The organism is Lactonifactor sp. BIOML-A5 (assembly GCF_009677585.1).
Classification (GTDB): domain Bacteria; phylum Bacillota; class Clostridia; order Lachnospirales; family Lachnospiraceae; genus Lactonifactor.
Genome location: NZ_WKYV01000030.1, coordinates 1 through 18,905 on the forward strand (window position 1 = coordinate 1; position 18,905 = coordinate 18,905).

The 18,905-nt window shown below is 45.3% G+C and carries 17 protein-coding genes and 1 other RNA gene; 4 read left to right on the forward strand and 14 right to left on the reverse strand.

Annotated elements, in window-relative coordinates; all coding sequences use genetic code 11:
- Nucleotides 1-351: 351 nt before the first annotated feature.
- The 3 genes from GKG41_RS18990 to GKG41_RS19000 form a co-directional block, all read right to left on the reverse strand.
- Nucleotides 352-1,059 carry a CvpA family protein gene (locus GKG41_RS18990; RefSeq protein ID WP_154261427.1) on the reverse strand — a complete coding sequence of 236 codons (708 nt, stop codon included), beginning with the start codon at nt 1,057-1,059 and terminating at the stop codon, nt 352-354.
- 45 nt (nt 1,060-1,104) lie between these two features.
- Complete coding sequence (locus GKG41_RS18995) at nt 1,105-2,337, reverse strand: DUF5711 family protein (RefSeq protein ID WP_173015656.1); 1,233 nt, start codon at nt 2,335-2,337, stop codon at nt 1,105-1,107.
- A 155-nt stretch (nt 2,338-2,492) separates the two neighbouring features.
- Nucleotides 2,493-3,701 (reverse strand): LysM peptidoglycan-binding domain-containing protein, encoded by a 1,209-nt coding sequence (locus tag GKG41_RS19000; RefSeq protein WP_154261428.1) that lies wholly within the window; start codon nt 3,699-3,701, stop codon nt 2,493-2,495.
- A 155-nt stretch (nt 3,702-3,856) separates the two neighbouring features.
- Here GKG41_RS19000 and yyaC point away from each other — a divergent pair, with 155 nt between their 5' ends.
- Nucleotides 3,857-4,513, forward strand: a complete 657-nt coding sequence (yyaC, locus tag GKG41_RS19005; RefSeq protein WP_154261429.1) for a spore protease YyaC — start codon at nt 3,857-3,859, stop codon at nt 4,511-4,513.
- Between the two features lie 721 nt (nt 4,514-5,234).
- Here the strand turns inward: yyaC and GKG41_RS19015 are convergent.
- The 8 genes from GKG41_RS19015 to GKG41_RS19050 form a co-directional block, all read right to left on the reverse strand.
- Nucleotides 5,235-6,173 (reverse strand): transketolase family protein, encoded by a 939-nt coding sequence (locus GKG41_RS19015; protein WP_154261430.1) that lies wholly within the window; start codon nt 6,171-6,173, stop codon nt 5,235-5,237.
- Nucleotides 6,161-7,027, reverse strand: a complete 867-nt coding sequence (locus GKG41_RS19020; RefSeq protein ID WP_347563352.1) for a transketolase — start codon at nt 7,025-7,027, stop codon at nt 6,161-6,163. The genes GKG41_RS19015 and GKG41_RS19020 overlap by 13 nt, the downstream gene beginning before the upstream one ends.
- A 42-nt stretch (nt 7,028-7,069) precedes the next feature.
- Nucleotides 7,070-7,723, reverse strand: a complete 654-nt coding sequence (gene fsa / locus GKG41_RS19025) for a fructose-6-phosphate aldolase (RefSeq protein WP_154261432.1) — start codon at nt 7,721-7,723, stop codon at nt 7,070-7,072.
- Between the two features lie 227 nt (nt 7,724-7,950).
- Nucleotides 7,951-9,057, reverse strand: coding sequence for a LacI family DNA-binding transcriptional regulator (locus GKG41_RS19030; RefSeq protein ID WP_154261433.1), 1,107 nt, complete (start codon nt 9,055-9,057; stop codon nt 7,951-7,953).
- 15 nt (nt 9,058-9,072) lie between these two features.
- Nucleotides 9,073-9,669: a recombination mediator RecR gene (gene recR / locus GKG41_RS19035; RefSeq protein ID WP_154261434.1), complete on the reverse strand. Its 597-nt coding sequence runs from the start codon at nt 9,667-9,669 to the stop codon at nt 9,073-9,075.
- Between the two features lie 12 nt (nt 9,670-9,681).
- A complete protein-coding gene (locus GKG41_RS19040) occupies nt 9,682-10,032 on the reverse strand; it encodes a YbaB/EbfC family nucleoid-associated protein (protein ID WP_072854499.1) in 351 nt (116 codons plus the stop codon).
- 87 nt (nt 10,033-10,119) lie between these two features.
- Nucleotides 10,120-11,724, reverse strand: a complete 1,605-nt coding sequence (dnaX, locus tag GKG41_RS19045) for a DNA polymerase III subunit gamma/tau (protein WP_154261435.1) — start codon at nt 11,722-11,724, stop codon at nt 10,120-10,122.
- A 37-nt stretch (nt 11,725-11,761) separates the two neighbouring features.
- Nucleotides 11,762-12,841 carry an ATP-dependent 6-phosphofructokinase gene (locus GKG41_RS19050; protein ID WP_154261436.1) on the reverse strand — a complete coding sequence of 360 codons (1,080 nt, stop codon included), beginning with the start codon at nt 12,839-12,841 and terminating at the stop codon, nt 11,762-11,764.
- Nucleotides 12,842-12,973: 132 nt separating this feature from the next.
- Here GKG41_RS19050 and ffs point away from each other — a divergent pair.
- Nucleotides 12,974-13,235: signal recognition particle sRNA large type (gene ffs, locus GKG41_RS19055), an RNA gene on the forward strand.
- Between the two features lie 248 nt (nt 13,236-13,483).
- Nucleotides 13,484-14,095 carry a DedA family protein gene (locus tag GKG41_RS19060; protein WP_154261437.1) on the forward strand — a complete coding sequence of 204 codons (612 nt, stop codon included), beginning with the start codon at nt 13,484-13,486 and terminating at the stop codon, nt 14,093-14,095.
- A gap of 30 nt (nt 14,096-14,125) precedes the next feature.
- Here the strand turns inward: GKG41_RS19060 and hydE are convergent, their stop codons facing one another.
- Genes hydE through GKG41_RS19075 form a run of 3 tightly spaced genes read right to left on the reverse strand, consistent with a single transcriptional unit; the run spans nt 14,126 to nt 16,986 of the window.
- Nucleotides 14,126-15,178: a [FeFe] hydrogenase H-cluster radical SAM maturase HydE gene (gene hydE, locus GKG41_RS19065; protein WP_154261438.1), complete on the reverse strand. Its 1,053-nt coding sequence runs from the start codon at nt 15,176-15,178 to the stop codon at nt 14,126-14,128.
- Between the two features lie 15 nt (nt 15,179-15,193).
- Nucleotides 15,194-15,895: a response regulator transcription factor gene (locus GKG41_RS19070; RefSeq protein WP_154261439.1), complete on the reverse strand. Its 702-nt coding sequence runs from the start codon at nt 15,893-15,895 to the stop codon at nt 15,194-15,196.
- Nucleotides 15,892-16,986 carry a DUF4118 domain-containing protein gene (locus tag GKG41_RS19075; protein WP_154261440.1) on the reverse strand — a complete coding sequence of 365 codons (1,095 nt, stop codon included), beginning with the start codon at nt 16,984-16,986 and terminating at the stop codon, nt 15,892-15,894. The genes GKG41_RS19070 and GKG41_RS19075 overlap by 4 nt, the downstream gene beginning before the upstream one ends.
- A 222-nt stretch (nt 16,987-17,208) precedes the next feature.
- On the opposite strand from GKG41_RS19075, the gene GKG41_RS19080 reads away from it, so the two are divergent.
- Nucleotides 17,209-18,888: a Na/Pi cotransporter family protein gene (locus tag GKG41_RS19080; protein ID WP_154261441.1), complete on the forward strand. Its 1,680-nt coding sequence runs from the start codon at nt 17,209-17,211 to the stop codon at nt 18,886-18,888.
- Nucleotides 18,889-18,905 lie beyond the last annotated feature (17 nt).

The following is an 18,905-nucleotide window of genomic DNA, read 5'->3' on the forward strand; positions in this document are numbered from 1 at the left end:
GCAGCAACTCTTAAATATTACCACAGGCTGTTGTGTCTGTCAATAACTTTTTTTATTTCTTTTTATCAGTTATTTCCACATGACTCACAGCAACTTTTACATAATATCATAAGCAGTCTGCCTTGTCAACAACTTTTTTCTCTTTTGCTGTCATTTCATACAATTCCCGACAGCTGTAATAGAATATCACAAACAACTTTCATTGTCAACAATAATCTACCATTTTCTCATTGACTTTTTCAGTTCTCTGTTTTCCAGACAAATAAGTCCACCGGATGACAACCGGTGGACTTATATCGTACCATTTATGGGAATTATTGTCAATACACTATAGCGATTTTTCAATCAATCTCATCCTAAAAAGCCCTGCATAAAATGCAGCAGAACATTATTATTATACCAAAAATTTAAAAATGTATCCTCCTGAATCAGTTGGTACATCTCCCTGCACCAGGCAAAGTCGAAATTGCATAATACGGTAATGATAAGAAAAAAAATCCAAACAATTAAAATCCCCTGAACTGCTCCTGCCAGCCCTCCGCCAACCCGGTTAATAGAGCTTAATACCGGCAGCTGCGCTACGCTTTCCAAAGCAAAGGACAACAGCCGAATCAATATCATGGCCAGAATAAAGGACAAAACAGCGGCAATCCCCTTTACCAGCATATGAGCTATATACACAGAGAGGTACTCACCAAAGGTACCAACCACCAGTTGGCTGTACCCTTCCGCAGTGTTATTCAGCAGCAAGCTGTTCTTCAAAGACTCCGGCAGGGGAAGCTCTTCTATAATAGAAGACTGCTTTTCACCATCTCTGTCAATTTCCTCTGTGCCTGACACATAATTTTCCATCTGCGCCTCGCAGATTTCCTGAATCTTATCATAGACAGGGGTCTGTTCCTCCAGGAATTCACTTACATGAGGGCTTATAAAAGAAGCCAATATCACAGCAAGTACTACCGAGACCATTGAGATAACAGTTCTTATAAGTCCTCTCCGGAACCCATTGATGATTGTAAATATCAGGAAAGCAAGCACAACTATACTAAGCCAATTCATAACATTTCTCCTGTAGATCTTCCGTTCTTTTTCAACGGGGAACCATTATTTAAACTTAATGGTACTGCTCCCCTTATCCGTCACAAGCATGTACTTATTCATACCCACTTTAAAGATGTCCTTAATGTTCCCCTCATCAATCGTCCCGTTAAACTTCTCTACTCCTTTTAAACTCATAAGGCAGACCTGGTTTTCATTATTCATGATTACCATACCGTCACTCAGCTTAACATTTTTATACTCTATGTTAAAATCTCTTTCAAATAAAAGCCTTCCGGAAGTGCTGTACAGTCTCATAGTATATTGCTTGGACTTGTTGTCGCTTTTAAATATGAGACCCACATGGCTGTCGTCATAAAATGTACTGACAATCTCTTTCTTCACATCTACCTTTGTGGCTTCCTTTGGAATCTGTTTTCCTTTATAGATAGTAAAACCATTGTCACGGAAGGCCAGGGATGTGCTCTCATCCAGATATGCCACCTGGGGAACCAGAATCCCTTCGTATGTATAACCGCTGACTATGTTATCAATCTCATTTTGTCCGGCATTACCGAAGTTATAATATGCCACGTAACTAGTGGAAACTCCATTCTCAACATATAAATAGGTTACCATAATCAGCTGGCCATTGGGAGATACCGCCAGATCCACCGGATACCCCGGACTGTCAATTCTGGTCTGGTTTTCTGCGATCACAGTACCGTCAGATGCATAAAAATTAATCCAGGTCTTTTCACCATCTTCAAGAATGGCGGCCACCACACCCTGGCTGGCTACCTTTGCCTTTAATATGGGCAGGGAACTGTCAACTGCGCCAGAAGGCCCATCTTTTGAAAAGATGTACATAGCTGTCCCTTTTTTATCAGCAACTACTGCTGTTTCACCGCAGATATCCACCTGTGGGTCCTGCATCTCATAGGTCTGATTCCAGACTACATTCTGTTTACTGTCCAGCAGAGCGGCACCGTCGTTTCCATACTTTAGTACAGCCCCGTCCAAATCCACATAATTTTTAGAAGAGGTGTCTTCTTCTGTGAGAGAAAAAAGTACAGAATATTTATGGTACACCCGCTTTTGGATCACCAGCGTTATTACCAGGATTACAAGCGCAATCACCGCAGCAAGGATGCCGGCTCTCTTCAGCATTCTGATACGGTGTCTTATAATCTTAGCTTTGTAAGCCTCTATATCATTCCCATCCTGTTGTATTTGGGCTGCTTTCTGTGCTTTTGCCTTTTTCCTCTGCCTCTTCCACTTTCTTAACAGGTTTTTCATAGCTATATCCTTATCCTTATGTATTTTCCGTGTTTGATTTCTTTGAGTACCAGCACGCTCATTATATCATGCCTTCGGCATGATCGCCAATCGCCACTCGCCAAAAGTGAGCAAAGCTCCACATGGCTCGCTAACGCTCATTATATCACACTCTTCTACGGTAGTAAAATTATTTGTCCCGGATAAATGGTTTCATCCTCCGACATTCCGTTTGCACTGCAGATTTCTGCTATCTTGGCACTGTTTCCATAATATTTGTTGCTGATACTTGTCAGCGTATCTCCTCTCTTAATCGTGTAGTACTGGGCCACAGACTGCCCGTTGCTTGGCTGGGTAGTATCTGCATTGTCAAAAGGCTTTTTGGTATCCTCCGGCACCTGGTGTTCAATAGACTCTGCCTCTTTTTTTGCAGAATCCTCAGCCTCCGTGCTCTGCCCCTGCTCTTTATCCTGGGTCTCGTCCTGAGGCTCCTTTCCCTGGTTCTCAGAGGCAAGTCCATTTACAGGGGTCTCCTGAATCACAGGCTCTCTGTCCGTGTCCTTTTGACTGTGTGTGTCAGCTGCGCTTGCCACTACGTCTTTGGCATCTTTGAGCTTATTATAATTATTAAATAAGCCTGTCCCCACAGCCAATGCACCGATCAGGACACAGGCACCGGCAGCATAGACGAGAGAACCTGCTTTTTTCTGAGGTCTCACCTCTGCTTTCGCCTCTACCTTTTTGCGGAAGTTTTTCACTGCTTTATCTTCCACCTTTGCCTCATCCCTGGGCATGTTCTCGTTCTGCGATATCAGGTAATTCTGCATGGGTTCATTTTTTTCATAGTAAATATAGAAGCCCAGCTGTCTGGTAAGTTTGCTGTTCTCATAACGGTAAAACGCTTCTTCCTTTTCTGTTGGTTCCATAACAAAAAGAACCTTGTCACTTCCTCCAAAATGATCCAGATGTGTCCGGCAAATCACCTCATGGAGCTCCATTGAGCATCCGGGAATGGAGAGAAACCATCCCACGATCTCCTGCTCTCCAAAATATTCTTTGTTTTTTTCATACACCTGGTTCCAGATATCATCGGTAAATACCAGATAGTCCTCGCTGATCTCCATATCGGGAAGGGCAATTGCACTCTTAACAAACAGGTAAGATACTCCATCCAGCCAGTTTGTCTGTCCCAGCAGAACAGCAGCCTGTCCTTTGTCCGACTTATCATTTGATAGTCTACTTAGATAAGTGTACGCATAATCTTCAATATATATTTTTTGTGCTTCATTAATTTCTCCTATCTGGCGTATATTGTTAGGAATTCGAAAGTAACCCTCGTTCCCCACTGGCTTTTGTTTTTCTTTCTCATATACAATTTCTATCATGATGTCACCCCTTTGGAGACAGAATAGCACAGCAATCATGCGAATTTTATCGTATCGTGAAAGGCCTGCCTTATTTTTTTACGACGAAAAACGCACATTAAGAATATTCTTCGGGCATCGGGGAAAACTGGAAAAAGAAAGGACGGAATCAGACTATGACTTTTTATATAAACGCAAAGGAACGCCACGCCAGCATTCGACTGGGGACGTCCCTTTTAGACTGTATGAGGACCCATCCCATACCCTGGGATGAAATCATTTTTCTCTGTATTGGAAGCGACAGAATCACCGGGGACAGCCTTGGACCTCTCATCGGACACCAGCTCTCCAAATACCACCTGGATCATGTACAGATATATGGAACCCTGTCCCATCCCGTCCATGCGCTGAACCTGTCAGAAACCGTAGAAAAGATCTCCTGCCGTCACCCCTCCTCCCTCATTGTAGCTATCGATGCTTCCCTGGGTTCTAAAAAGCATCTGGGATTTATCACTGTCGGAAACGGCACTATAGCTCCAGGGGCTGGTGTACACAAAAAGCTGGAGCCTGTGGGAGATGTCTTTATCACGGGAATTGTAAATCTTGCGGGAACCTTTGAACACTTTCTTCTTCAGACTACGAGGCTCTCCACTGTAGTCTCTATGGCTGATGCCATCACTAACGGCATTCTAATGGCTTATTATGAATACTTCTGCGAACGTCCTCTGCCTTTCCTGGAAGTGCGCCAGCCGGAGGAAGAAGGACGCCTGCGCAGCTGGGTAAATACAACTCCGCTGGCTGCATCTGCCTCAGAACCGTACGGAAGGCGGTAATTCTGGTACGTATAGTTAGGGCCAAACACTTTTTTAAGAATCCTTTTAAAAAACAAAAAGGTTTTTTTGGGAATTTTTGTATGCGAATAATACCGTCCTATCTCACAGGAGCCACAATATTTATCCGTCAGGGTAATAATAAAGGTTTCCCAATGAGTGGGCGGTGTAAGCGTAACCGGCCACATATGCTTTAATATTATCTCCTTTTCCAGAGGTGTCATCAAAAAATACTTTGCCGCATTGCGAAGGGCCGCCTTGGGATGGGTCATGGCATGGAAATGATCTCCGGTTTTCTCCGTATGCTCTCTCCAGTCATATAAAAAAAGGTCATGAAGCATTCCTGCTCTTGCAGCTGCACGGTAGTCCAGGTGAAAGAATCTGCAGATACGGAAATTGTAGTATGCGACATTCAGACAATGCTGATAGCAGCTGGTCTCGCAGTGATGAGGATAGTCTTTCATCTTAAGCACTGCCGGATGGTGCACAATATCCTTAATGCATTCATAGAATTCCTCATTTCCTTCATCCGTCACCGTATGAGCATTGCTCCTGCTCCTTTTCCTGTGATACATAGTTCCTCTTCTAGTCATAGCTCTATACCCTCCTGAAAAAAGCATGCATCTTATAACTAACAGATTGTTCAAGAAAAGGGTGCGGCCTTCCGGCTGCACCCCTGAGACTTCAGTATTATTCTATAATATACACAGATTCCTGTAAAGGCCTATGCAAATGCTTTTATGGATTCGTAGATGCCCTGTGCATCTAATCCATATTTCTCTAAAAGTTTTACTGCAGGGCCGGACTCGCCGAACACGTCCTTCACACCAATTCTGAGCATAGATGTAGGAGCTTTTTCTCCCAGACATTCAGCCACTGCGCTTCCAAGACCGCCGATGATAGAGTGTTCTTCTACTGTCACTACCTTCCCGGTTTCCTTTGCAGCTGCAACTACAAGTTCCTCGTCCAGAGGTTTGATTGTATGAATGTTAATAACCTTTGCATCAATCCCCTCTGCTGCCAGTTTCTCAGCTGCTTCCAGGGATGCGCTTACGCAAAGACCGGTTGCAATGATAGTAAGATCCTTGCCCTCTCTCAGCGTAACCCCTTTCCCCAGTTCAAATTTATAGTCAGGATTAGAATTAATAACAGGAGCAGCCAATCTGCCGAAACGCAGATATACAGGTCCCACATGCTCGTAAGCCGCTTCCACTGCTGCTTTCGCTTCAATGTCATCGCTTGGATTTACAATTACCATACCTGGAATGCTTCTCATCAGCGCAATGTCCTCATTACACTGATGGGTCGCTCCGTCTTCCCCCACAGAGATACCTGCATGGGTAGCCCCAATTTTTACGTTCAGATGAGGATATCCCACAGAGTTGCGCACCTGCTCAAAAGCACGTCCGGCAGCAAACATAGCAAAGGTGCTTACAAACGGCACTTTACCTGTAGTCGCCATACCTGCTGCGATTCCCACCATATTACACTCTGCGATACCGCAGTCAATATGGCGGTCCGGGAATGCTTTTTTAAAGGTTCCTGTTTTGGTAGCTGCAGCTAAGTCAGCGTCCAGAACTACTACATTGTCGTGTTTTTCTCCTAGTGCCACCAGGGCATTGCCATAACTTTCTCTTGTTGCAATCTTCTTTACTTCTGACATAACGCTTCACCTACCTTTTCTAAGTCTGCTATTGCCACTGCATACTGCTCATCATTTGGAGCTGCTCCATGCCAGGATGCCTGATTCTCCATAAAGGATACGCCTTTTCCTTTTACTGTCTTAGCAATTATTGCTGTAGGCATGCCCTTTGTTGCTCTGGCCTCGTCAAATGCAGCCTTAATCTGATCCATATCATTGCCGTCTTCCAGATTGATTACATGGAAATTAAATGCTTCAAACTTTTTGTCGATTGGATACGGAGAACATACGTCCTCAATATCACCATCAATCTGGAGTCCGTTATTGTCTACAATTACTACCAGGTTGTCCAGTTTTCTGTGACCGGCGAACATGGCGGCCTCCCATACCTGGCCTTCCTGAACCTCGCCGTCTCCCAGCAGTGTGTACGTGCGGTAATCTGCACCGCTCATCTTTGCAGATAAAGCCATGCCTACTGCGGCAGAAATCCCCTGTCCCAATGAGCCGCTTGACATATCCACTCCGGGAATATGTTTCATATCCGGATGTCCCTGGAGATAGGAACCCAGATGGCGAAGGGTCTTCAGATCCTCCACAGGGAAAAATCCTCTCTGCGCCAGAGTGGAGTAGAGACCCGGGGCTGTATGGCCTTTGGATAATACAAATCTGTCACGATCAGCTTTTTTCGGATCCTTGGGGTCAATATTCATCTCTTCAAAATACAGGTATGTAAAGATATCAGCCGCTGAAAGAGATCCCCCCGGATGTCCAGCCTTTGCAGAATGAACTGCTGTCACGATTCCTTTACGGACTTCATTGGCAGTTTTCTGAAGTTCTAATTTGTTCATTTTTTTCACCTTTTCCTTCTTTAAAATGTGATATATTTATTAAAACAGGGTGCCCTGCTTTATTCCCTCTTACTCTCCGAATACTGCGATATAATCCTTCTGAAACTTTTCAATCCCGGTCGTAGTTAACGGATGTTTTGTCATCTGCTCAATTACTTTATAGGGCACAGTAGCAATATCAGCTCCTGCCAGTGCACACTCTGTTACATGCATGGTGTGACGAACACTCGCCGCAATAATCTGTGTCTTAATCTCTGCCACAGCAAAAATATCTGTGATAGTCCGAATCAACTCTGTTCCGTTAACTGAAATATCATCCAGACGTCCCACAAAAGGAGATACATACGTTGCCCCGGCCCTTGCCGCCAGAAGTGCCTGATTTGCCGTAAAGATTAATGTAACATTTGTCTTAATTCCCTCCGCAGAAAGAACCTTTACCGCTTTTAAGCCTTCCACTGTCATAGGAATTTTAACTACCATGTTTTTATGAATCTTTGCAATTTCCCTGCCCTCTGTTATCATGCCTTCCGCATCTGTAGTTGTAGCCTTAACTTCCCCGCTGATTGGACCGTCAATGATGGTAGTTATTTCTTTAATTACTTCCTCAAAACTGCGTCCCTCTTTTGCTATTAATGAGGGATTGGTTGTGACTCCGCAGATAACCCCCATATCATTTGCTTTTCTGATATCCTCTACATTTGCAGTATCAATAAAAAACTTCATATACCTGTCTCCTCCTGGTTTTGGCACACCTCTGATTTACGTTTTCAGTATAACACGTATCAGCAGGCGGTCAAGGGGGCGCAGCTCTTATTAATAAATAATTTTATTAATAATTTTCATTTTTATTAATTTTAATCATCATACGTTTAACATTTCCGCCCAAAAATAACGCTGCTTTTACATATGAGAGAAAAATTATTATTAATAATTTTCTAAAATATATTTAATTAATTATTTTTCCTATAATGTTTTCTGGCCTTTGCATAGGAAGTTGTCTTTCTGACGATAAGCTTAGGTTCATATTCTATATGATAGATACTGGTAGGCTGGATCCCAGAATATGGATTGTTGGCGGAATTGATTTTTCTTATGATAATGTCACAGGCATCTCTTCCTTTCAGGGGTACAAAATGTTCGATGGTAGTCAAAGACATGCGGTGCATACTGGAATAAAACGTATTATCACAGCCAATGACCGAGACGTCTGCAGGCACTTTATATTTTTGATCCTGCAGGGCATCAATAATCCCAAAGGCCATCATATCGTTTAGTCCGGCAATTGCGGTACAGCTAAATTCCCCGGCCAGAAGCTCTTTCGTAAGATTATAGCCCATCTTATACTCGGAATCAATGTTCGGAATAATCTTGTCCAGAGCATCGTCCGCGGCTTTTATGATGACATGCCCTTTCAGGCCTTCCCTTTCAAATTCACTGACAAACCCCTCCACCCTTTTCGAGCGCTGCTGCTGCCGTTTGGTCAGAGGAGGCGTGATAAACGCCACATCCCGATGTCCCAGATCCAACAGATGACGAGCCATCAGCCTTCCCACTTTGGTATTATCCTGATTGATCGCATCCACTTCTATAGTCTTTTCTCTGTTGCTGATAATCACCAGCGGGATCTGCTGCGCCAGTTCTTCCACCTGCTCCATAAAGCTCCTGCTGGGATTACAGGTATAGATAATTCCCTGGGGACGCACCACGGGCATCATCTTCAGATATTGCTCTTCCAGCTTCAGTTCTCTTTGAGTATTGCAGACAAATACCCCATAGCCCTTTTCTTTTGCCACTGCCTCAATTCCCTGGAGAAGCATAACATAGTAAGGGTTCGTTAATGTAGGACAGAATACTACAATTAATTTGTGGACTTTGCTGTCGCTATGATTCCTTCTTTTGGGGATTACATACCCCATGTCCCTGGCGGCCTGTTCCACGCGCTCTATGGTATCCTTGGAAAAGGACACATTGTATTTTTTATTTAATACCATGGAGACCGTAGCCTGTGATACCCCGGCCGCCCTGGCTATATCAACGGATGTCACCTTTTTTTTCAATCTATCCCCATCCTTCTACAACTCTACCCGCCCTTCCAGGGCACGAAGCAGCGTTACCTCATCAATGTATTCCAGATCGCCTCCCACTGGCACACCGCTGGCTATTCTGGTTACCTTAATTCCGGTAGGTTTAATCAGCTTACTGATGTACATGGCAGTGGTTTCCCCCTCCAGGCTGGAATTGGTGGCAATGATTACCTCGTCCACGTCCTCCTGAAGACGCTGCATTAATTCTTTCAGCTTAATGTCATTAGGGCCAATTCCCAGCATAGGAGAAATAGCTCCGTGCAGTACATGATATACACCCTCAAACTTTCCTGTTTTCTCGTAGGCGGCCAGATCCCTTGTATTTTCCACTACCATAATGGTCTTCTGATCCCGTCTGGGATTGCTGCAGATAGGGCATAGTTCTTTGTCTGTCAGCGTATAACAGCACTTGCAGTACTGTACGTTCTGTCTTGCATCCAGGATAGAGGCCGACAGCTGTTCTACCTGATCCTTGGGCATATTAATAATATGAAAGGCCAGGCGCTGCGCTGATTTAGCGCCAATGCCCGGCAATCTTGATAGTTGTTCAATTAACTTACTGATATGACTGCTAAAATAGTCCAAGATGTCTCTCCTCTAGAACGGCAGACCGGACCCTAACCCGCCGGTTAATTTCGACATAGCCTTTGCCGTATCCTCTTCCATCATTCTCAGTGCTTCGTTGGCGGCTGCCATTATCAAATCCTCCAGCATCTCTACATCATCCGGGTCTACAACTTCCTCGTCTAATTTAACCTTCGTAATAACCTTTTTGCCGGATACCGTTATCTCCACTGCACCGCCGCCCGCTGCTGCGGTATATTCTTTTTCCTCCAGCATCTTCTGGTTTTCTTCCATCTGCTTCTGCATCTTCTGTGCCTGCTTCATCAGATTGTTCATATTGCCAGGCATTCCCATGCCTCCGGGAAATCCTCCGCGTTTTGCCATCTTATAACCTCCTGTTTACACTCTTTATTCTATTCATAATGGCAGGCAGTGGTTATCTGCCGCCTCTGTCCTCTATCATACCACACTCTAGAAGTCATCTTCAATTACAACATCCATGTGAATCTTATCTTTTAAAATATCATCTACAGAAATCTCTGCCAGTCCGGTACGGGCTTCCTTGTTGTCCCGCTTTATTATCAGTTCAAGCTCTATGGATTTGCCCAGTTTTTTCTGAATAATATTGGACAAGGTAACTGCATTTTCCGGATTGTCGATACAAGCCTGTGCCAGGTAGCTCTGAAACTCCACATAAAGCTTCGGCTCCCCTGTATCTCCATTATATTTGGGAACGGAATTCTGAAGCATCTGATAGAACAGTCCAGAAGTCTCCCGGATCAGGCTTTTCCAGTTCTGCTTAATATACTGGAGATCCTCTGGGGCGGCCACTGGAGGTTTTATCGGCTCCTTTACCTCTGCCTCCTCCTGTTTCTGGGGAAGGGCTTCCTTTCCTGATGACGCAGATGCCTGGACCGGCACTCCACTCTCCATCTTATCCTCCAGGATTCGGATACGGTCCAGGACAGAGTCCAAATTAGTCTCCATAGCAGGTCTGCACAGCTTTATTAAAGCGATCTCTACCAATACCCTTTTTTGGCTTGCATAGCGGATCTGATTGGAAAGCTCAGAGAACACCCGGATATATCTCATCAGAGTATCACTGTCCACCATCCGGCTCTCCTCCTCCAGCAATTTTCTGTTTTCCGTGGATACATCCAGAACATCCTCGATATTTTCAGACGTTTTAACCAGCAGCAGATTGCGCATATACCAGACAAAATCCGAGACAAACTGTCCCAAATCTCTGCCTCTGGTAATCAGTTCCTCCAAAACCTGAATGGCGCCTGTGACATTGCCCTCCAGTACTTTTCTGAGCAGTTTGCTGAAGACTTCCGTATCCACAGCTCCCAGAACATCCAGCACCTTGTCGTAGGTCAGCGTCTCCCCCAGATAAAAGGCGATACACTGGTCCAGAAGGCTTAAGGCATCACGCATGGACCCATCTGCCGCCTTGGCAATATAGCGGATTGCCTTATCCTGCACATCTACCTTCTCCTCTGCCATCAGTTCCTGCAGCCTTGCGGCAATGGTGTCAACTGTGATTCTTCGGAAATCATACCGCTGACAGCGGGAGAGTATGGTTATGGGAATCTTGTGGGCTTCTGTGGTTGCCAGTATAAAAATAACATAGGAAGGAGGCTCCTCCAAAGTTTTTAAAAGAGCATTGAAGGCGCCTACTGAAAGCATGTGAACCTCATCTATGATATACACTTTATATCTTCCCTGCGTGGGCCGGTAAGCAACCTCTTCCCGGATTTCTCTGATGTTGTCTACACCATTATTGGACGCTGCGTCAATTTCAATCACATTCATGGAGGTGCCTGCGGAGATTGCCCTGCAAGTCTCACATTCATTGCAGGGACTCCCGTCCACAGGGTGCTCGCAGTTTACTGTCTTAGCCAGAATCTTGGCAATGGTAGTCTTACCAGTTCCCCTAGTTCCGCAGAATAAGTATGCATGTCCTATTCTGTCTGCTTTTACTTGATTTTTCAGTGTTGTGACGATATGCTCCTGACCCTTTACATCCTCAAAGGTGTCTGGCCGGAACTTGCGGTAAAGAGCAGTATAGCTCATGAAAATTCTCCTATTCTAATGTCTTTCCAGTCCGGAATTAATCTCCGAAGCTGATCCCAATACGTTTAGCCTCTTCAATCAGGGGATCACTGGGGGAAACCATCTTCAGCTTGCCGGCGCATTCCTCCAGCGGAACCTTTTTCATTCTTCCGTTTACAATACCAACCATGTACCCGTATTCTTCTTTCATGATCAAATCAGCGGCCGCTGATCCAATTCTGGTGGACAGCACTCTGTCATATGGACATGGACTTCCCCCTCTCTGGGTATGTCCGGGTACGGTAATTCTGATGTCCGCACCTGTAGCCTTTGCAAGCTTGTCGGCAATTTCGTAAGAAACAGAGGGATATTTTCCTGCTTTTTCCTCCATTTTCTTCTTCAGCTCCTTCTTGGACAATTTCGCGTCCTCCTTGGAGATCGCCCCTTCTGCTACTGCAAGGATGGTAAATCTTTTTCCCGCCTTGCTCCGCTTGTCAATAGCCTCCACAATTTTTTTATAATCATAGGGTATCTCCGGAATCAAAATAATATCCGCCCCGCCGGCAATTCCTGCATGAAGTGTCAGCCATCCCACCTTATGCCCCATTACCTCAACGATAAAAACGCGACCGTGAGATGCTGCTGTAGTATGAATACAGTCTATAGCTTCCGTAGCAATATTTGCCGCACTCTGAAAACCAAAGGTCATATCCGTACCCCAGATATCATTGTCAATGGTTTTAGGAAGATGGAGTACGTTTAATCCTTCCTGTCTCAGCAGGTTAGCGGTTTTCTGTGACCCATTTCCCCCAAGAATCACAAGACAGTTCAAACGCAGCTTATGGTAGGTCTGGGTCATAGCCTCAACCTTGTCCAGTCCGTTTTCATCCGGCACTCGCATCAGCTTAAACGGCTGTCTGGAGGTGCCCAAAATCGTCCCTCCCTGTGTCAGAATCCCTGAAAAATCCTTGGAAGAGAGCATTCTGTAATTTCCATATATTAAACCTTTGTATCCATCGTCGAATCCATATACCTCTAGTTCGTCCAGATTACTGCTAAGACCTTTCACCACACCCCGCATGGTTGCATTCAGGGCCTGACAATCTCCGCCGCTGGTCAGTAAGCCAATTCTCTTCATATTGTCACATCCAATCTTTTTAATATGAACTCATTATATAATATTTTATTTTTTATAACAAGGGGAAGGCGAATCTGGCTTATTTTTCTCAAATCAATTGACAAACTTCCCAATTCAATGTATACTATAAGTCCGTGCAGCCGGGGAGTTAGCGGTGCCCTGAACCTGCAATCCGCTACAGCAGGGGTGATGCCAAACTGAGGCTTTTATCTTGTAGAGCTGCCCTCTATAAGTGGCGTTGACGTCTGGGTCTTACGCAACAGAACTCTATGAATCGTGTCAGGTCAGGAATGAAGCAGCACTAAGTAGAATCTTCTGTGTGCCGTAAGGGTGCCTGGGCCGAGTTAACTGTAGAGGTAACGTCTATGGGGTGGAGTCGAAGGGCGGCGCACGTAAAAAATTAATTTATCTTATATTCAAATCTGAGGTACATACTCTCATTATTTCATAGAAATTATCTATTCCCCACGCTTACAAATACATAAGATACCCGATGACGCTCCGCCCGAAATGCATCATCTTTTTTTGATGCCCGGATTACGCCAATAACTTTTGAACTTATTTGCACCAGTATTTTGTTATATTTCCGTTTTATTCATAATACAATGAACTAACCCTTAACCCTTAAGGAGGCAGACAACCATGCAGTCATGGATCATGGAAATTATGAATACTTACGGATATCTGGGCATCGCCCTGTTAATTACCATCGAAAATGTATTCCCCCCCATTCCTTCGGAGGTCATTCTTACCTTTGGCGGCTTTATGACAACCTACACCAAGATGAACATCCTGGGCGTTGTCCTCTCTTCTACCGTAGGCTCTGTGTTCGGCGCTATCATCCTTTATGAGGTGGGGAGCCTGGTGTCTCAAGAGCGGCTGGAGAAAATATTGAGCGGACGGCTGGGACATCTCCTCCATTTCAAACAGGAGGATGTGGGAAAAGCAATACGCTGGTTTGACAGCCAGGGAAATTACACAGTCCTTTTCTGCCGGTGTATCCCAATTGTGCGGAGTCTCATATCAATCCCCGCAGGCATGGCTAAGATGTCTCTTCCCACCTTTCTTTTTCTCACTACCGTCGGCAGTACCATCTGGAACCTGCTTCTTGTCACTCTGGGAGCTATGGCCGGGGCTTCCTGGCAGCGGGTGGTCCTCTATATGAATACTTACTCCGATGTAGCTGTGGCTGTCACAGTGGGCGGTCTTTTATTGGGCCTATTTATTGTCTACCGGAAAAGAAAGAAAAAATAAAGAGAGGGACGGTTCAGACTGAACACGTCCCTATTTCACTACATCCCCGCGGCTTGTTACGATTCGGTAGCCGATCCGTTCCATCCGCTTTTCCAGCAATGCTTTATGTTCAGCCGCCTCGAGCCCGGTACAGGCCTTATTGTTGTAAAGGCTGTACAGCTTTCTCACCGACAACGGCGAAAGATTAGGCATTACCACATTGGCTCCGGCCAGAATCCCCAGCTCTCTTCCTTCTGAATGCAAAGTGCCCAGGGCCGTAGTCGCAGGGATCAGCGCATGTGGGAAGAGCAGCCTTAAGATAGCTGTGAGATTCAGGCACATTGTCAAATCCCCCTTTTTTTCTTCCCGAAAGGGGGTATCTTTATGGGGGAGAAACGGACCTATGCCAATCATTGCCGGCTGCAGTTCCTGGAGAAACCTCAGATCCTCAATCAGATACTCGGGAATCTGCCCGGGGGAACCCACCATAAAGCCTGAGCCCACTTGATATCCTGTTTCCTTTAAATGAAAAAGGCATTGCTTTCTGTTCTCCAGGCTGAGAGAAGCAGGGTGCAGCTGTCTGTAATGTGTCTCATCTGCTGTCTCATGCCTTAACAGATAGCGATCCGCACCGGCATCATGCAGTTTCTTATAGCTCTCCCTGCTTCTCTCCCCCAGAGACAGAGTAACCGCGCAGTCCGGATATTCCTTTTTGATTCCGGTAAGGATGCCGCAAAGCCGGTCGTCCGTATAATATCCATCCTCTCCGCCCTGAAGGACAAAGGTTCTAAAGCCCAGGGCATACCCTTCTTTGCAGCACTCCAGAATCTCATCTTCCCCAACACGGTATCTTGTCAAATCTTTATTGCTTTTGCGTATTCCGCAGTAGTAACAGTCATTTCTGCAAAAATTGGATATCTCTATCAGCCCGCGTATGTAGACGTCTCTGCCATACAATTTCTGCCTTACGCCAGCAGCCGTCTCGTAGAGAAAGCTGGTAACCCATTCGTCCCGGCAGGTAATCAGCCTCCCCAAAAAATCATCATCCGCATCCTTTCGTTTCGCCAGCTGAAGGATTCGTTCCTTGTATTGTTCTTCGTTCATGATTAAAGTATCTCCCTATCTGTCCTCCTGCATCCGGTATCCCACCCCTACTTCTGTAAAGATATACTTTGGCTCTGCAGGGTTTTTCTCCAGCTTTCTCCGTATATTAGCCATATTTACCCGGAGGATCTGGTTGTCATCCCCGGCATAAGGCCCCCATATTTCTTTCATAATATGGTCATAGGTCAGAACCTTTCCCGCATTCTTGGCGAGCAGGGTAATCAGCTTATATTCTATCTGGGTCAGATGAATGCTCTGGCCCTCCAGCATGACAAGCCGTTTTCCAAAATCAATCTCCAGCCCTTCTACCTGATACTTTTCGGAGGAGTTTCCAGCTTTCACTTTGTCGTGGTGACGCAGCGCTGTCCTGATCCTGGCCATAAGCTCATCCGTACCGAAGGGCTTCGTTATGTAGTCATCTGCCCCCAGATCCAATGCCGCTACTTTCTCCTTTTCCTGGGTTCTGGCAGATATTACAACAATAGGAGTTTCCGCCCATTCCCGTACCTGCTTTATAATGTCCAGTCCATCCATATCCGGCAGACCCAGATCCAGAAGGATTACATCCGGGCAATGGGAAGTGATAGCGCTTAAGGCCTCTTTTCCCGTGTAAGCTTTAATCACCTTGTAGTTTCGGGAATTTAATACAGTTTCTACAAAATCAGCGATGTTTTTCTCATCCTCGATAATCAAAATTAACTCTCTGTGATCCTTCATCTTGCTTCTCCTTCCAACGGAAGAGTAAAAATAAATTCGGCCCCATCTGAATGGTTTCTGGCCTCAATGACTCCCCCATGTGCTGTTATAATACTTTTACATATGGACAGGCCGATCCCCATCCCTTTCGAGGAATCGCTCCCTCTTCCTCTTTCGCTGCTGATGCCGTCAAAAAGATCCGGCAGTTTATCCTCTGCAATTCCGATTCCGTGATCCCTCACCTGAAACAGTACCGTGTCCTTTTCTTTTGTAACAGTAAACTCAATTGGCCTTGTACTCCCGGAATGAAGCAGCGCATTTTCCAGAAGATTGATTATTACCTGTTCCACCAGTGTGGCGTCCATAGGCACCATCAGGAAATCTTCCGGGACTGTGGTGCGTATCTCTGCCCCCGGATATCTCTTTTTCAGCCTTATCACGCCCTCAGATACCACTTCCTCCAGAGGCTCCGGAGATTTATTCACCTTTGTATTCCCCTCCCGGATCCTTGTAACCGACAGCAGGTTCTCCACCATATGCAGCAGCCAGGTAGCATCTTCTCTGATATGATGAATCAGCTCCTCTTTTTCCTCCTCTTTTAACGTATCCTTTGCTTCCAGATACAAATCGCTGGAACCTATCATGCTCGTAAGAGGGGTACGGAGATCATGGGAAACCGCACGCAGAAGATTGGCCCGCATCTTTTCCTTCTCTGTCTCCACCTCCAGTTTTTTCTGTGATTCATAGAGCTTTTTATTCATCTCATCTCTCTCTTCTGCCAATCTTGTCTGCTCTTTCATACTGGTCGTGGTGGCGCTGGTAATAAATGAAATCACCAGCATCCCAATAAATGTAGCCGGATAACCATCTCTGGTAAAATCAATCTGCCAGAATGGATAGGTAAAAAAGAAATTAACCCCCAGAACGCCGATAAAACAGGATATTATCCCCCAAAAATACCCTGACGTATATCTGGATATAAGAACGGTTGCCATCATATACACAATTGCCATATTCGTCATACTCTCTGTGGTATGGTAAAACCAGTAGGCCAGCACTGTGGCCAGCAGAAGCAGCGCCATTGTTACTATAAAATCCTTAAGTCTTTTCATTTACGGCCGTTTTCCTCCTCATATTTTATATGGCACAATACTTATGCCGGCCCGAAGGGCATGAATTATTCCTTTGGTATTAAACAGTATACCGCAATTTTTTCTGCTTGTAAGCAGGTAATTTTCCATTTTTAACGCTTTCTTTACGGAAGTACTTATTTTATCATGTTATATTGGATTTGCGTAGAATTTTTGGAGAAAATATGGAAAGGAAATAAACACATGAAAACAAGTGACATACTCATCCTCCTGGGAGGGCTTGCCCTTTTTCTATATGGCATGCATATGATGAGCGACGGGTTGGAGGCGGCAGCCGGCAACCGAATGAAACGCATCTTAGAAAAGCTTACTGCTAACCGCTTTCTTGGCATTGCAGTGGGTGCAGGCATAACAGCCGTCATACAGTCTTCCTCAGCGACTACTGTTATGGTAGTTGGTTTTGTCAACTCCCGTCTCATGACGCTCCGACAGGCTGTCTGGATTATTATGGGAGCCAATATAGGGACAACAATCACAGGCCAGCTTATCGCCCTTGACATCAGCGCAATTGCGCCTCTTATAGCTTTTATCGGGGTCTCCATGGTAGTGTTTCTGAAGGGAGAGAAAAATCATCATTTCGGGGCTATTATTGCCGGTCTCGGAGTACTTTTTATCGGAATGGGGATGATGAGCGACGCTATGATGCCCCTCCGGGATTCCCAGGGGTTCATCCATCTGATGACCCAGTTTTCTAATCCGCTTTTGGGAATTCTGGCCGGAGCTCTTTTTACTGCCGTGATACAGTCTTCTTCAGCCTCAGTGGGAATTCTTCAGGCACTGGCCTCCAGCGGACTGATCGGCCTTTCCAGTTCCGTATATGTTCTGTTCGGACAGAATATCGGTACCTGCATCACAGCCGTGCTGGCCTCCATCGGCACCAACCGCAATGCGAAAAGAACCACCATTATTCATCTGCTGTTTAATACCATTGGCACCGGTATCTTCGTCTGCGTCTGTATGATGACCCCATTTACGTCTTTCATGCAGTCACTGACACCAGACAACCCCGCGGCGCAGATTGCAAATGTACATACTTTGTTTAACATAGTCACCACGCTGCTTCTTCTTCCCTTTGGCAATTATCTGGCTGCTCTGTCAGAAAAACTGCTTCCGGATAAAGGAGAGGCGGAAGAAGGCGGCCATTCCCTGATGTATCTGCACACCCTTCCCCACGCCGGAGATTACAAAATAGGCTGGGCTGCTCTGGCTATTTCCCAGCTCCAGCAGGAAGTATACCGTATGTTCCAATTTGCCAGAGAAAATGTGCTTCTCAGCTTTGAGTCTGTGGAGCACCGCTCTACAAAAAAAATGGCTCAGGTTCTGTCCAATGAGGAATACCTGGATTATCTGAATATGGAGATATCCAGATACATCTCTACCCTCATGGCACAGGAGATGTCTCACAAAGACAGTAAAATTATCAATGGCTATTTTAAAATAGTAGGGAACATCGAGAGGGTGGGAGATCACGCTATGAATATCGCAGAATATGCAGAAATGCTTTGCGATAAAGATCTTAAATTTTCTTCCACAGCTATCCAGGAAATCCAGTCTATGAAAGCAGTATGTCTGACTACGCTGGATCAGCTTGCCCCCCAGAAGTCGGTCTCCCCCCTCCATATTCTGGAACAGGTGGCCAAATATGAACAGCAGATCGATGATATCAACGCCCAGTACCGTCAAAATCAAATCATACGGATGCAAAACGGAACCTGCCTGGCAGAAACCAGTATTCTTTATTCTGAGATGCTTACGGATTTCGAAAGAATTGGCGATCATGCTTTGAATATTGCCAAAGAATACACAACGATGTGGGAAGGGGAAAGCAAAGAGATGGGCATCGCAGCCACAGAAAATCTATAGTACCCACATAGAAACAG